This window comes from Pseudoduganella danionis (assembly GCF_009720775.1).
Classification (GTDB): Bacteria; Pseudomonadota; Gammaproteobacteria; order Burkholderiales; family Burkholderiaceae_D; genus Rugamonas; species Rugamonas danionis.
Window position 1 is genome coordinate 244293 of record NZ_WNKW01000005.1, and the last position, 13656, is coordinate 257948.

Consider the following 13656-nt stretch of genomic DNA (forward strand, 5'->3'; position numbering starts at 1 on the left):
TCATAATTTCGCATAATTTATATTATGTAAAATGCGATCTGCACGAATGGAACTGAAACGGCTACCTGACTTACTGATGGAGTTTGTCAGTCTTCTCTGGCATAGCTGCGCGGGCTGGCCAGCAAGGCCATGAAGGCGGCCAACCCAGCATCAAACTGCTCTGCTTCAGCCAGTATCACGTCGTCTGGATATAACGGTGGCTGTGCCGTTGTCGCCAGTGCCAGCGCGTGCAGCAGATCCCGCGCGCTGCCCCAGGCATAGATAGGCTTGCAATGGCGGTATTGATCGCGCAAGAATTCCGCCAGCCGCTGCTCTCTGTCGCGCGCATCGAATTGCAGTCCGTCCGGCAGGATTACGGCGTCAAAATACACGGCCGGCCCTGCTTCGAAGGAGATTTCCGCATCGAGAAATTCGCCGTCCTTGCCGGTGGAGCGTCCCAGTCGGGTGGCGACCAGTCTCGGAAGCGCACCTTCTGCGCGCAGGCGTGCGTAGGCTAGCCGGACAGCGCTGGCAGCGACGCCCGCACCCACGATAATCGCAACCTTGCGCGCCAGTATGCCGGTCACGCCGGGCCGGGCTGTCAGCGACAAGGCTGGCGATGGCGCGTATTCGGGCACTACCGTTAGGCCGCTGACAGGAGCAGGCGGCGGCATCACCATCCCCAGCCCTTCGGCAATGGCCGCAGCCAGCCCGGTGCTGACGTTGGCCAGATTGGCCAGTACACGCTGGCGCACGGCGGGTGTCTGCACCTTGCTCAGTTCGAATCGGAAGGCATCGATGATGTGGCGCTGTTCGGCACCAGTCTGACTCAGGTAAAACATGCGGGCCTGTCCATAGTGCTCGGCAAATTTGAGCGGCTTGGCGCGTAGCTTTTCTCCATCGACGGCGGCGGGAAATGAGGCATAGCCCAGATAGCCAGCCTGATGGGGACAGCCACCACCCAGTGAATTCGGCTCGTAATTGACGCGGCCGCGGTGTATGGTCTGGCGATGCATGCCGTCGCGCTGGTTGTTGTGGAGCGGATTGACAGGCCTGTTGATGGGAATTTCGTGGAAGTTTGCCCCGCCTAGTCGCGAAATCTGCGTGTCCACATAAGAGTGTATGCGTCCCTGTAGCAAGGGATCGTTGCTGAAGTCTATGCCGGGTATGACGTGGGCCGTGCAGAACGCCACCTGCTCGGTCTCGGCAAAGAAGTTGTCGGGATTGCGATGCAGGGTCATGCGCCCTACTGTTCTTACGGGCACGAGTTCTTCCGGTATCAGCTTGGTGGCGTCCAGTACGTCGAAGTCGAAGGCTTCGGCCTGCGCTTCAGTAAATATTTGCAGGCCCAGTTCCCACTGGGGATAAGCGCCCTGCTCTATGGCTTCCCACAGGTCGCGCCGGTGGAAATCGGGGTCGGCACCCATCAGTTTCGCCGCTTCATCCCATACCAGCGCATGGGTACCTGCCAAGGGGTTCCAGTGGAATTTGCAGAACACGGCATCACCCACGCGGTTAATCAGGCGGAAAGTATGCACGCCAAAGCCCTGCATGGTGCGGTAGCTGCGTGGAATGGCCCGGTCAGACATTTGCCATAGCAGCATATGCGTTGATTCCGGCATCAACGAGACGAAGTCCCAGTAGTTGTCATGGGCGCTAGAAGCTTGCGGCATGGCGTGATGGGGTTCCGGCTTCAGTGCATGCACCAGATTGGGGAATTTGATCGCATCCTGTATGAAGAAGACGGGCATGTTGTTGCCAACCAGGTCCCAGATGCCATCGTCGGTGTAGAACTTGACGGCAAAGCCACGCACATCGCGCGCCGTGTCGGCCGAACCGCGTTCGCCTGCCACGGTGGAAAAGCGCACGAATACGGGTGTTACCTTGCCTGTCTGACGGAACGGTGCGGCGATGGTAATGTCGCTCAGGTCGTCATAGGCTTCGAAGAAGCCGTGCGCTGCCGAGCCGCGCGCGTGTACTACGCGCTCAGGGATACGTTCATGATCGAAATGGGTGATCTTCTCCCGCAGCAGAAAGTCCTCCAGCAGGGCCGGTCCGCGTATACCGGCTTTGAGGCTGTTCTGGTTGTCGCCGATGGCAACGCCCTGATTGCTGCTCAGAGCCTGTTCGCCGCCATCTGCACGGTTCTGGTCTAGCGGGCCTATACTGCGGTTGATACCCTGGGCAGGCGTATCGCCCAGTTTGGCAGAAGTGGCTGCCTCGCTCGCCGTACTGGCCAGTGCCAGTACGTCATCCGGCAGGTGCATTTCGCCCGTTTGCGGGTGCCTCGCTGCCTCGCCGTATTCACCCGGCTTGCTACTATTGGCCGGGCATAGGGCGGCCAGCTTCTGCGCGCTGCCAGCCCGTCGCAGAGCCAACTGCTCTTGCGCACTATTGCTGCCGCTGGAGTGTGGCGCGCTGCCGGTCGACGGACCGGAGACGGTGCTCAGCAGCGAGCTGGCGCCGGTGGATGGGTCATTGTTGCTATGATTGCTATTATTGCTGGTGTCTGTCGGCATAGTGTGCTCCGTGGCGGAAGACCGGATGACAACGCCATGTAATTATTTTTCATGAAACATTGCGGGGCCGGTTAACCACCTCATCTTCGCCCGATATACCCGAGCTTAGAATAGGACAGCAGATCACCGCTCTGTAGGCGGGCACGCCGCCGCACATGGGGGCGCTGACGGAAGTCCTTGATTTCGTTATAATTCCGCCCTTATCTAGGAAGGAACCACGCCATGTCGCTACTGGCTCATCAGCTCGAACTCCTGTCGCCCGCCAAAACTGCAGAGATAGGCCGCGAAGCCATCCTGCATGGTGCCGATGCGGTCTATATCGGTGGCCCGGCTTTCGGTGCGCGCCACAATGCCAGCAACACCATCGAGGAAATCTCGGCACTGGTGCAATTTGCTCACCGCTACCGTTCGCGCATCTTCGTTACGCTCAATACCATCCTGCATGATGCGGAGCTGGACGCCGCACGCAAGCAGATCTGGCAGCTGTACGAAGCCGGCGTCGATGCGCTGATCGTGCAGGATATGGGCCTGTTGGAGATGGATTTGCCGCCTATCCAGCTACATGCCAGTACCCAGTGCGATATCCGCACGCTGGAAAAGGCCAAATTCCTTGGCGATGTGGGCTTTTCCCAGTTGGTACTAGCGCGCGAACTGACGGTCGAACAGATACGCCAGATCCATGCGGCGGTCGATACGCCGCTTGAATACTTTGTCCATGGCGCGCTGTGTGTGGCCTTCTCGGGCCAATGCTATATCTCGCATGCCGACACGGGCCGCAGCGCCAACCGCGGCGACTGCTCGCAAGCCTGCCGTCTGCCGTACACGCTGAGCGATAGCAAGGGCCGCGTGGTGGCGTACGAAAAACATTTGCTGTCGATGAAGGACAATGACCAGAGCCGCAATCTGGAAGCGCTGGTGGATGCCGGCATCCGCTCGTTCAAGATCGAAGGCCGCTACAAAGACATGGGCTATGTGAAAAACATCACTGCCCATTACCGTCTACTGTTGGACGAGCTGCTCGAGCGACGTCCCGAATTCAGCCGTGCGGCCAGCGGCCACACGGAGATACTGTTCACGCCCGATATCGACAAAAACTTCCACCGCGGCCACACGGATTATTTTGCCAACGGTCGTCAGGACGACATCGGTGCGTTCGATTCGCCCAAATATGTGGGCGTGGAGCTGGGCACCGTGACCAAGCTGGGCACCGACCATTTCGACATGCTGACCAATGCCGCCATGGCCAATGGCGATGGCCTGAACTACATGCACAAGCGCGAGACCTGCGGCATCCAGGCCAATGTGGTGAAGAAGCTGGGCGAGAATGAGGATGGCCAGCTGTGGCGCGTGTTCACCAACGAAGCCATCAGCGCCCTGCCCGGCCTCAAGGTTGGCCTGTCCATCAACCGTAACCGCGACCACCAGTGGGAAGCGACGCTCAACAAGAAATCGGCCGAACGTAAAGTGGGCCTGCATCTGACGCTGAGCGAACAGTCTGGCGGGCTGAGCCTGTCGCTGCGCGATGAAGATGGACTGTGCAGCTCTACTTCAGCCCAGCTGGAATTGCAGACCGCCCAGAATGCCGACCAGGCCGAGGCCTCGCTGCGCGCCAGCCTCGGCAAATTGGGCAATACCATGTTCGCGCCGCTCGGCATCGAACTGCAGCTATCGCAGCCGTGGTTCGTGCCGGCAGCGGCCATCAATGCCCTGCGCCGTGACGCCATCGAAGCGCACGAAGCGCTGCGGCTGGCGGCCTGGGAGCGACCGCAGCGCAAACCTGCAGCACAGCCGCCTGCCGTGTATCCGGACACCCAGCTCAGCTATCTGGCCAATGTGTACAACGAAAAGGCCCGCGTCTTCTATCACAAACATGGTGTGCAGCTGATCGCGGCGGCCTACGAGGCGCATGAAGAAGCGGGTGAAGTGCCGTTGATGATTACCAAGCACTGCCTGCGTTTCTCGTTCAACCTCTGCCCTAAACAGGCTAAAGGCGTACAGGGCGTGCAGGGCCAGGTGCGGGCCGAACCGATGACCTTGGTCAGCGGCGACGAAACTTACACGCTGCGCTTCGACTGCAAGCCCTGCGAAATGCATGTGGTAGGGGCCATGAAACCGGGCATACTGAAATCGGCGCCACCATCGAATATTCCCTACAGCCCTATTACCTTCCACCGTCAGCGTCCGACTAGCTGACGAAAAAAGACGGCGCCCAATTCACACGGGGCGCCGTTTTCTTTGCTATGCCGGCATGGCCGGCGCCAGCATGCTTAACGCATCATGTCGGCTTTGACGAAGTATTTGCGGGCGTATTTGAGCAGCTGGCCATCGGTAGGATGGTCGGCACTTTCCACGCTCATGACGCACTCGGCAACGGCCGGATGGGCGCGCAGCATGTACTTCATCAGTTCCAGTTTTTCGTGGCCAGGGCCAACGATCAGGATCTCGGTGCTGCCGCTCAGGGCTTTGGCCACGTCATCAAAATACTGCTTGTTTTCCGGTGCGCGGCCCGCGCCCGTCGAACCCGATTTACCGTGCAGGTGTGGATGCTTCGAGTGAGTTTTAATGACTTCGCTGTCGGCGGCTTCAGCATTGAAATGGATTACGTGTGCTTCGGTATGATCGATCCACGCGACAACATGATTGAAAGACATAAACGACTCCATAGAATATAAACGTGGTGCCTGTAAGTCGCCGCAAAGCACCTGCGTTTCGATATTTTTCTTGTGGCAACGATTTAAGTCTAGTGAAGTTAAGTCGCAGAATCTTTGATGTAAATCAATCAGTCGCGTGACAGTTCTGCTTGCCTTAATGCTCTGCCGATCGCTACAGGTCTCCTTCGGCCTGCGGGGCTTCCGGTGGCCTCTGCTCGGCCCAGTCGGCCCGTATCCTTATCAGCTCCGGCAGTGCATGCTCAAAGGCATCAACCATTTGCGGATCGAAATGCAGGCCTTTGCCGGCCCGGATGAAGTCGCAAGTGTCGCTCAGGCTCCACGCCGCCTTGTACGGGCGTTGCATGGTCAGCGCATCGAACACATCCGCCACGGCTACCAGCCGCGCAGCCTCGGGGATGGCCGTGCCCGCCAGGCCGTGAGGGTAGCCTGTGCCATCCCAGCGTTCGTGGTGCGATAGCGCTACATCGCGCGCCATGGAAAAAATTTCCCCGTTGCCGCTTTGTAGGATCTGCGCGCCGATTTCCGTGTGGCGCTTCATTATTTCCCATTCGTCGGGCGTGAGCGTGCGCGGCGCCTTCAGGATGGCGCTGGGCACGCCTATTTTGCCGGTGTCGTGCAGCGGCGCGGCCAGTTCCAGCTGCTCCACTGTTTCGCTAGACCAGCCTAGCGTGCTGGCCAGCGTGCAGGCATAGGCGGCCATGCGCCAGATGTGGGCACCCGTATCGTTATCGTTGTAGTGGCCCGCTTCGCCCAGCATGTACACGGCTTCGCGCCGCGCACGGGCGACATCGTTCAGGTGTACCAGCGACAGATGGGTGGCCACGCGGCGCAGCAGTGTGGGCACGGAGATAGGTTTTTGCACATAATCGACCGCGCCCGCATCGAAGCCGCGCGCCTCGTCTTCCGTGGCCGTCATGGCCGTGAGGAAGATCACGGGGATGTGGCTGAGCCGGACATCCGCCTTGAGGCGGCGGCAGACTTCGTAGCCATCCAGGCCAGGCATCATGATGTCGAGCAGGATCAGGTCGGGCTGTATGCGGCCGGCCAGTTCCAGCCCTTTGGCCCCATTGTTGGCAAACACCAGGCGATACTTGTCGCGCATTACCTGCAGCAGCAGGTTGAGGTTGTTGGGCTCGTCGTCTATGGCCAGAATGATCTTCTGCATCAGGCTTGCCCTTGCCAGTTGAGGATCAGGCTGTCGGTCAGTGTGCTGGCCTGATCGAAGTCGAAATGCTGCACGGCGACCAGCAGCGGCTGTACCGCATTGCTGCCCAGCAGTGTGGCCAGATGGCTGAGTAGCCCGCGTACATCGTCGGGATTGGCACTTTCGAGTCCGCTGCGCAAGGCTTGCAGCAGCTGGGGGACCTCTTCCTGTTGCGTGGCTGGGGCCGCTGCAGCAGTGTCTGCGCCGGGGGGACTGCTGCGGGTCTGCTCGACCAGTTCCAACAGCTGGTCGAAGTCGAGCTGGAGCTGCTGCGTGCACTGGCGTGCCTGTGCCAGATTATCGGCCTTGATGGCGGCGTCCACTGCGCTGGCCAGCTTGGCGATAGCGGCCAGTTGCAGATTGGCCGCCACGCCTTTCAGCGTGTGTGCCATGCGGCGCCCAAGTTCCGGCGCCGTATCGAGTTGCTGGATGATGCGCTGGCCATCGTTGCCGTGGGCGGTACAGAATTCTTCCAGCGCCAGACGGTACACTTGCGCGTCGCCCCACAGACGCAAGGCGCGCGGCAGATTGACCAGCGGTGCCAGCGGTGCGAGTGCTGCCGGCAAGTCCTGCGTCGCATCGGCGGCCAGTGTGGGATTGAAACGGCCACGGCCCGCCGGCACCAGCGTTTCCATTTGCTGCAGGATTTCCGCCAGATCGATGGGTTTGCCCAGCACGGCATCCATGCCCGCTTCGCGGCAACTCCGGTGATCTTCCGGCAGCACACTGGCCGTCAGGGCAATAATGGGCAGATAGGCGGCATCGGACGGACGCATCATGCGGATGGCGCGGGTGGCTTCCAGTCCATCCATGTCCGGCATCATCACATCCATTAGCACCACATCGAAATCTTCCTTGAGGCATGCATCGACAGCGCCATGGCCGCTGTCCTGCCAGATTACTTCATGGCCCAGCTGGCTCAGGCGCAGCATCACCAGACGGGCATTGGTGGCGACGTCTTCCGCCAGCAAAATACGGAAAGCGCGCGGCGTGCGCGCACTGAGCTCATAGTCGTCGGTCGGCAGCAGCACCGGGGTGCCGGGGTTGTGCACCGCTGGCAAAGGCAGCGTGAAGTGGAAGGTGGAGCCGGCGCCATAGCTGCTTTCGGCCCAGATTTTACCGTGCATGAGCTCGACCAGATTGCGGCAGATGGTAGTGCCCAGTCCGGTACCGCCAAAGCGCCGTGTGGTGCTCACATCGGCCTGGGTGAACAGCTCGAACACCCGGTCCAGCTGTTCTTCCGTCATGCCTATGCCGGTATCGCGCACGGCGAAATGGATCTGGCCATCATCCATGGCTTCCAGCTGCAGGCTTATGCTGCCCGCGTGGGTGAACTTGATGGCATTGCCCACCAGATTCAGCAATATCTGGCGGATGCGGGTGGGGTCGCCCAGACAGATGGCCGGCACGCTGCTGCCCACTTCGACCTGCAAGGTCAGGTGCTTGTGGCGCGCCTCCTGATCGAGCAGTCTGAGCACGTCGCGCAGCAGGCGTGTCAGGCTGAAGGGCAGCCGTTCCAGTTCCGTCTTGCCGCCTTCGATCTTGGAATAGTCGAGGATATCGTTAATGATGCAGAGCAGGTCTTTGGCCGACTGGTGCACCGTCTGTACATGCTCACGCGCCGTACCGGTTACGCTGGCATCGGCCAGCACCAGCTCGGAAAAGCCTATGATGGCATTCATGGGCGTGCGAATTTCATGGCTCATATTGGCCAGAAAGCTGGCCTTGGCACGCATCGCCGCTTCCGCCTGCTCCTTGGCATGGCGCAGATCTTCTTCGATGGCGCGTTGGGCCGTGATATCGGTAATGAAGGCGACGAAATACGGCTGGTCCGGTGCCAGCCGCGTGTGGCCCAGCGCTATCGAGATGGGAAAGGTCTCGCCATTGCGGCGCCTTGCCCGCACTTCGCGTTTGACGCCGATGGAACGGTAGCGTACGGCCGTATCAGCCTGGCGGAAATACTGCTGGTGCGCTTGTGCTTCGAGTTCGGGCAACAGGCAGGCAACGCTGTTGCCACGCATTTCGCTATGACTCCAGCCAAACATTTCCTCTGCCGCGGGGTTGAATACGTCGATGCGCCCTTCCCCGTCAGTGGTAATGATGGCATTGGCGGCCGTCTGCACTATCGCCGACAGCTCGCCCGTGGTCGTGCTGATCTGCCTCTGTAACTGGGTGCGGTAGGCGCGCAATTCGTGTTCGGCGCGGCGCTTTTCCGTGATGTCGCGGGCAATTTTGGATGCACCGATCACGTCACCCTGCTCGTTCAGGATGGGCGAGACGGTGACGGAGACGGCAATCTGGATACCGTTTTTGCACACCCGTAAGGTGTCGAAATGCTCGACCCGTACACCCTGGCGGACCTGGCGCAGAATGGCCTGCTCCTCGCTCAGCCGGTCCGGCGGCAGCAAAAGCTGGATGGGCTGGCCGATGATCTCTTCGGCGGCATAGCCGAAGATGCGTTCGGCCGCAGGATTCCAGCTAGTGACGATGCCGTCTAGCGTTTTGGTGACGATGGCATCACTGGAGGACGCTACCAGTGCTGCGAGCAGTTCGCGGCTATGCGCGTTGATTTGAGGTTGCCACGTAGGAGCACGGGGGCTGGTTGCGGCCATAAGGTAGATGAAGAACAGTGGCTTATGTACCAACTCTACCTGTTTTGCGCCAAGAAATTATCACCAATTGTCACAACTGCTGGCGATAGGCCGCTCCAGTTGCAAATCGGCCTCAGCCACAGCGAGCATTTTACTGGCGGTCACCCGCCGCAGTGAGTGCCTGCAGCTCTTCCTCACTAAAGCCGGCGCGCAAACGGGCTTCGATATTGAACGGACCGCGTGGCGTCGGTGCACGGTAGCGCAGTGCCAGTTCGGCGTAGGTGGGGCGCAGCGCCAGGCCGCGTTGCTGGCACAGATGGGAAAACCAGCGGTTACCAATTTCTACGTGGCCCACTTCGTCGCGCAGAATGATGTCGAGAATGGCGGCAGCAGCCTGATCGCCTGCTTGCGCCAGCTTGGCGCGCAGCGGCGGGATGGCGTCCAGCCCGCGTGCTTCCAGCGTGCGCGGCACCAGCGCCATGCGCGCCATCACATCGTCACGCGTACGGTCGACCATTTCCCACAGGCTGTCGTGGGCGGAAAAGTCGCCGTAGGCATAGCCCAGTTGCTGCAAATGGCTGGCCAGCATATGGAAATGGCTAGCTTCTTCGTCGGCCACACGCAGCCAGTCGACATAGTATTCGGCCGGCATGCCGGCAAAACGCCACAGCGCGTCGAGCGCCAGATTGATGGCGTTGAATTCGATATGGCTGAGCGCGTGGATCAGCATGCCGCGCCCTGCGCTGGTTGCCATCGAGCGCCGCCCCACGGCGAGCGGCGGCACCAGGTCCGGCCGCTCGGGCCGGCCCGGGATGGCGCCTTGGCTCACCAGTTCGGCCTGCTCGTCTAGCTGCAGCGTGCCGGCCTGCCATGCGGCCTTCATCGCATGGACGGCGGCGACCTTGCTGGCCGGATCAGACAGCAGCAGGCAGTCCAGCGCGTATTGACGTAATTCGGTGGCTTGGGAGGCTGGAACGGAACTGGCGGACATGATGGTACGGGGCACGGAAAAGGCCGCAGTGTACCATCCGGCCCGCAGTTTGCTTGGCAGCTGGCACTGCGCCACAGTATGCTAAGACCTTTGTCTGTGTGGGGATGGCTTATGTCGCGTGTGCTCGGTGGGTTGCTTGCTATGTGGTCGATGTCGCTGGCGCATGGCCAGAATGCTGCGCTGGACCGCGAACTGGCCGCGGTGGCGCACGACCCTGCCCTGCCGCTGGCCAGCCTGTCGGTGCTTGCCCTGCGTGCCGGACAAGTAGATTATAGCTACCAGACCGGACTGCGCCAGCTCGATAGGCCCGCTACCGGCGTGGGCCCGGATACGCTTTACCGCATCGCTTCCATCTCGAAAATGGTCACGGCCATGGGGGTCATGAAGCTGATCGAGCAGCACAAACTTGATCTCGACACGGATGTTTCGCAGTATCTGGGCTACCCCTTGCGCAACCCCGGCTTTCCCGAGCGGGAGATCACGCTGCGTATGCTGCTCAGCCACACTTCCAGCCTGCGCGATGGTGCCGGCTACTATTGGGCCGGCGAGCAGCCCATCCGTGCCGAACTGACGCGGGGCACGCCGTCCATGTGGAGCAGCATGGCGGCGCCAGGCCAGTTTTTCACTTACGCCAATCTGAACTGGGGCGTAATCGGTACGGTGATGGAACAGGTGACGGGCGAACGCTTCGACCTGCTGATGCAGCGCCTGTTGCTGCAGCCCATGGGCATCCATGGCGGTTACTTCCCGCCCAGTTTCAGCGACGCCGAGCTGGACAGGCTGGCCACGCTCTACCGCAAGCGCAGCACCGATACAGAGGTGTGGGACAGCCAGGGGCCGTGGATAGCGCAGGTAGACGACTATCGTTCTGGCCGCCCGCTGAGTGCGCTACCGGCCAGCTACCAGCCGGGGCAGAACGCCACCTTGTTCAGCCCCACGGGCGGCTTGCGCATTTCCGCACAGGGACTGGGGCAGCTGATGCAGATGCTGCTCCAGCACGGCCAGTATCAGGGCCGCACCATCTTGCAGCCGGACAGCATACGGCTGATGTTCAGCCAGCAGTGGCTGTTCGATGGTCGCAACGGCGATACCGAGCAGGGCCAGTACGGCAGTTGGGGGCTGGGTAGCCAGCGCTTTGGCCGGCTTGCCAATGGGCGCGACCGGCTGGTAGAAGATGCGACCTTCCACGCCGTGGGCCATCTGGGCGAAGCCTATGGGCTGCTATCCACCTTTGCCGTCGATCTCGAGCGCGGCAACGGCATGATCGTGCTGATAGGCGGCTTGGGCCGCGACCCGGCCCTGCATCCGGGCCAGTATTCAGCACTGACCCGCAGCGAGGAAAGAATACTGACAGCGCTGTACCGCCATATCACCCGCCCGCCCCGCCCTGAGCCTGGGCGCTAGGTTCGCCGGTAACTCATCCCATTCCTACAAAGATGGGGGCCGCGCACTGATACCTGCGCGCCTAGGCTTGCTCCATGATGAGTCGTATCCCGTCGCCTGATGAACGGGCCACTGCAACCACCGGAGACCAACATGAGCTACTTAGACCGCGATACCTATGGCATTTATAGCGACACGACAGATGACAGCGGCCCGGGCCCGCGCCTGATGGGGGCTGATACGCTGATCGGCGAAGACGTGTACAACCGCCAGGATGAAGATCTGGGCGACATCAAGGAAATCATGCTCGATATGCGGCAGGGACAGGTAGCTTATGCCGTGCTGTCCTTCGGTGGCTGGCTGGGCATGGGCGATAAACTGTTTGCCGTGCCATGGCAGGCACTGCAACTCGATACCGTGAACAAGCGTTTCCTGCTCGACGTGTCGAAAGAGCACCTGAAAAATGCGCCGGGCTTTGACAAGGACCACTGGCCCGACATGGCCAGTACCGAATTCAGCACGGAAATCCACAGCTTCTACCATACGCAGCAGAATCTGGGCGGTGCCCGCACGGCCAGCGGCAGCGTGATGGGCAGCGGCAGCAGCAGCCTGCAAAGCGATCCCGGCTACAGCGGCAGCACGGAAAGCGGCACTGGCCGCAGCGGTAATCTGTAAGCCTGTGCGCTCAGCATCACGCCGGCCCTGCACCAAGATGTAGCGGCGCAGGGCCGGTACAGCTCTTCCTCTCTTTGCGGTTTTCGCTCCGCTGTCACGCAGCCAGCCGTCTTGCGCTGGGTCTGCCGCACAGCTTGCACCAAAATCGGGCATTCCTACTGGCACGCTTCTTGATACTGAAGAAGCGTACTCATCTGGGATGCTCGATATGGCAAAATTCTTCAATGAAATGACTGCAGACGGTCTGGCGCATGATGCCAGCGCCGAGGTTAGGGAGCACTATCGCGAGTTCTGCGGCTGGCTGCAGCGCCAGTCCAGCGACACCATAGAACGCAAGCGCGCCGAGGCGGACCTGACCTTCCGCCGCGTGGGCATCACTTTCGCCGTGTACGGCGACGATGCCGGCACCGAGCGCCTGATTCCCTTCGATACCATCCCGCGCATCATCCCGGCCCACGAATGGCAGCAGCTACAGGCCGGGCTGGTACAGCGGGTGCAGGCACTGAACATGTTCATCCATGACATCTATCATGAGCAGAACATCATCCGTGCAGGCATCATCCCGGCCCAACAGATCTACCAGAACGCCCAGTACCGCCCTGAAATGCAAGGCATTAATGTCGCTTCCGATATCTATGCCCATATCGCCGGCGTCGATATCGTGCGCGCTGGTCAGGGTGAATTCTATGTGCTGGAAGATAATCTGCGCGTGCCTTCCGGTGTGTCCTACATGCTGGAAGACCGCAAGATGATGATGCGCTTGTTCCCCGAGCTATTTGCGCGTAACCGCATCGCGCCCGTTGACCACTACCCTGACCTGCTACTCGACAATCTGCGCTCTGTCGCCCCCATGGGCATCAACGATCCTACCGTGGTGGTAATGACGCCGGGCATGTATAACTCGGCCTATTTCGAACATGCTTTCCTGGCCCAGCAGATGGGGGTGGAACTGGTGGAAGGCAAGGACTTGTTCGTCAGTGACAACACCGTGTATATGCGCACCACGCGCGGCCCCAAACGCGTGGATGTGATCTACCGCCGCCTTGATGACGACTTCCTCGATCCGCTCGCCTTCCGCCCCGATTCGTCGCTCGGTGTGCCGGGCCTGCTGTCGGTCTACCGGGCTGGGCGGGTCACGCTGGCCAATGCCATCGGCACTGGCGTGGCCGACGACAAATCCATCTATCCCTATGTGCCGGACATGATCAAGTTTTACCTGTCGGAGCAGCCCATCCTCAACAATGTGCCGACCTACCAGTGCCGCAAGCCGGAAGATCTGGCCTATACGCTGGCCAATCTGCCCGAGCTGGTGGTGAAGGAAGTGCACGGGGCCGGTGGCTACGGCATGCTGGTGGGGCCAGCCTCGACCAAAGAGCAGATCGAAGACTTCCGCCAGCGCCTGCTGGCACGGCCAGACGGCTATATTGCCCAGCCCACGCTGGCGCTGTCGGCCTGCCCGACCTATGTGGAAAACGGCATTGCGCCGCGCCATATCGATCTGCGCCCGTTTGTACTGTCCGGCAAGAATATCGCCATGGTGCCCGGCGGATTGACCCGCGTCGCGCTGCAGGAAGGTTCGCTGGTGGTGAACTCTTCGCAAGGGGGCGGCACCAAGGATACCTGGGTACTGGAACGTTAAGGA

General features: G+C 60.7%; 9 protein-coding genes. 4 read left to right on the forward strand and 5 right to left on the reverse strand.

Annotated elements, in window-relative coordinates:
- Positions 1 to 86: 86 nt before the first annotated feature.
- On the reverse strand, positions 87 to 2498 hold the full coding sequence (locus GM655_RS17630) for a catalase (RefSeq protein WP_155435997.1): 2412 nt from the start codon (positions 2496 to 2498) through the stop codon (positions 87 to 89).
- Between the two features lie 222 nt (positions 2499 to 2720).
- On the opposite strand from GM655_RS17630, the gene GM655_RS17635 reads away from it, so the two are divergent.
- Complete coding sequence (locus GM655_RS17635; protein ID WP_155435998.1) at positions 2721 to 4691, forward strand: peptidase U32 family protein; 1971 nt, start codon at positions 2721 to 2723, stop codon at positions 4689 to 4691.
- 74 nt (positions 4692 to 4765) lie between these two features.
- Here GM655_RS17635 and GM655_RS17640 read toward each other — a convergent pair whose 3' ends face one another.
- From GM655_RS17640 to GM655_RS17655, 4 genes are all read right to left on the reverse strand, one after another.
- The gene (locus tag GM655_RS17640) at positions 4766 to 5149 is read right to left on the reverse strand and encodes a translational machinery protein (protein WP_155435999.1); all 384 of its coding nucleotides are present in this window, start codon (positions 5147 to 5149) and stop codon (positions 4766 to 4768) included.
- 172 nt (positions 5150 to 5321) lie between these two features.
- Positions 5322 to 6335 (reverse strand): HD-GYP domain-containing protein, encoded by a 1014-nt coding sequence (locus tag GM655_RS17645; RefSeq protein ID WP_155436000.1) that lies wholly within the window; start codon positions 6333 to 6335, stop codon positions 5322 to 5324.
- Positions 6335 to 8986, reverse strand: a complete 2652-nt coding sequence (locus GM655_RS17650) for a PAS domain S-box protein (protein WP_155436001.1) — start codon at positions 8984 to 8986, stop codon at positions 6335 to 6337. The genes GM655_RS17645 and GM655_RS17650 overlap by 1 nt, the downstream gene beginning before the upstream one ends.
- Before the next feature lie 130 nt (positions 8987 to 9116).
- The gene (locus tag GM655_RS17655) at positions 9117 to 9956 is read right to left on the reverse strand and encodes a ferritin-like domain-containing protein (protein ID WP_155436002.1); all 840 of its coding nucleotides are present in this window, start codon (positions 9954 to 9956) and stop codon (positions 9117 to 9119) included.
- 141 nt (positions 9957 to 10097) lie between these two features.
- On the opposite strand from GM655_RS17655, the gene GM655_RS17660 reads away from it, so the two are divergent.
- From GM655_RS17660 to GM655_RS17670, 3 genes are all read left to right on the forward strand, one after another.
- On the forward strand, positions 10098 to 11360 hold the full coding sequence (locus tag GM655_RS17660; RefSeq protein WP_155436003.1) for a serine hydrolase domain-containing protein: 1263 nt from the start codon (positions 10098 to 10100) through the stop codon (positions 11358 to 11360).
- 132 nt (positions 11361 to 11492) lie between these two features.
- Entirely contained in the window at positions 11493 to 12014 is a 522-nt protein-coding gene (locus GM655_RS17665; protein ID WP_155436004.1) for a PRC-barrel domain-containing protein, read from the forward strand.
- Between the two features lie 208 nt (positions 12015 to 12222).
- Entirely contained in the window at positions 12223 to 13653 is a 1431-nt protein-coding gene (locus tag GM655_RS17670) for a circularly permuted type 2 ATP-grasp protein (RefSeq protein ID WP_155436005.1), read from the forward strand.
- Positions 13654 to 13656: the final 3 nt, after the last annotated feature.

Coding starts and splice junctions, on each gene's coding strand:
- GM655_RS17660 (WP_155436003.1), top strand. CDS start 10,098: ATGTGGTCGATGTCGCTGGCGCATGGCCAGAATGCTGCGCTGGACCGC.
- GM655_RS17650 (WP_155436001.1), bottom strand. CDS start 8,986: ATGGCCGCAACCAGCCCCCGTGCTCCTACGTGGCAACCTCAAATCAAC.
- GM655_RS17635 (WP_155435998.1), top strand. CDS start 2,721: ATGTCGCTACTGGCTCATCAGCTCGAACTCCTGTCGCCCGCCAAAACT.
- GM655_RS17665 (WP_155436004.1), top strand. CDS start 11,493: ATGAGCTACTTAGACCGCGATACCTATGGCATTTATAGCGACACGACA.
- GM655_RS17655 (WP_155436002.1), bottom strand. CDS start 9,956: ATGTCCGCCAGTTCCGTTCCAGCCTCCCAAGCCACCGAATTACGTCAA.
- GM655_RS17645 (WP_155436000.1), bottom strand. CDS start 6,335: ATGCAGAAGATCATTCTGGCCATAGACGACGAGCCCAACAACCTCAAC.
- GM655_RS17670 (WP_155436005.1), top strand. CDS start 12,223: ATGGCAAAATTCTTCAATGAAATGACTGCAGACGGTCTGGCGCATGAT.
- GM655_RS17630 (WP_155435997.1), bottom strand. CDS start 2,498: ATGCCGACAGACACCAGCAATAATAGCAATCATAGCAACAATGACCCA.
- GM655_RS17640 (WP_155435999.1), bottom strand. CDS start 5,149: ATGTCTTTCAATCATGTTGTCGCGTGGATCGATCATACCGAAGCACAC.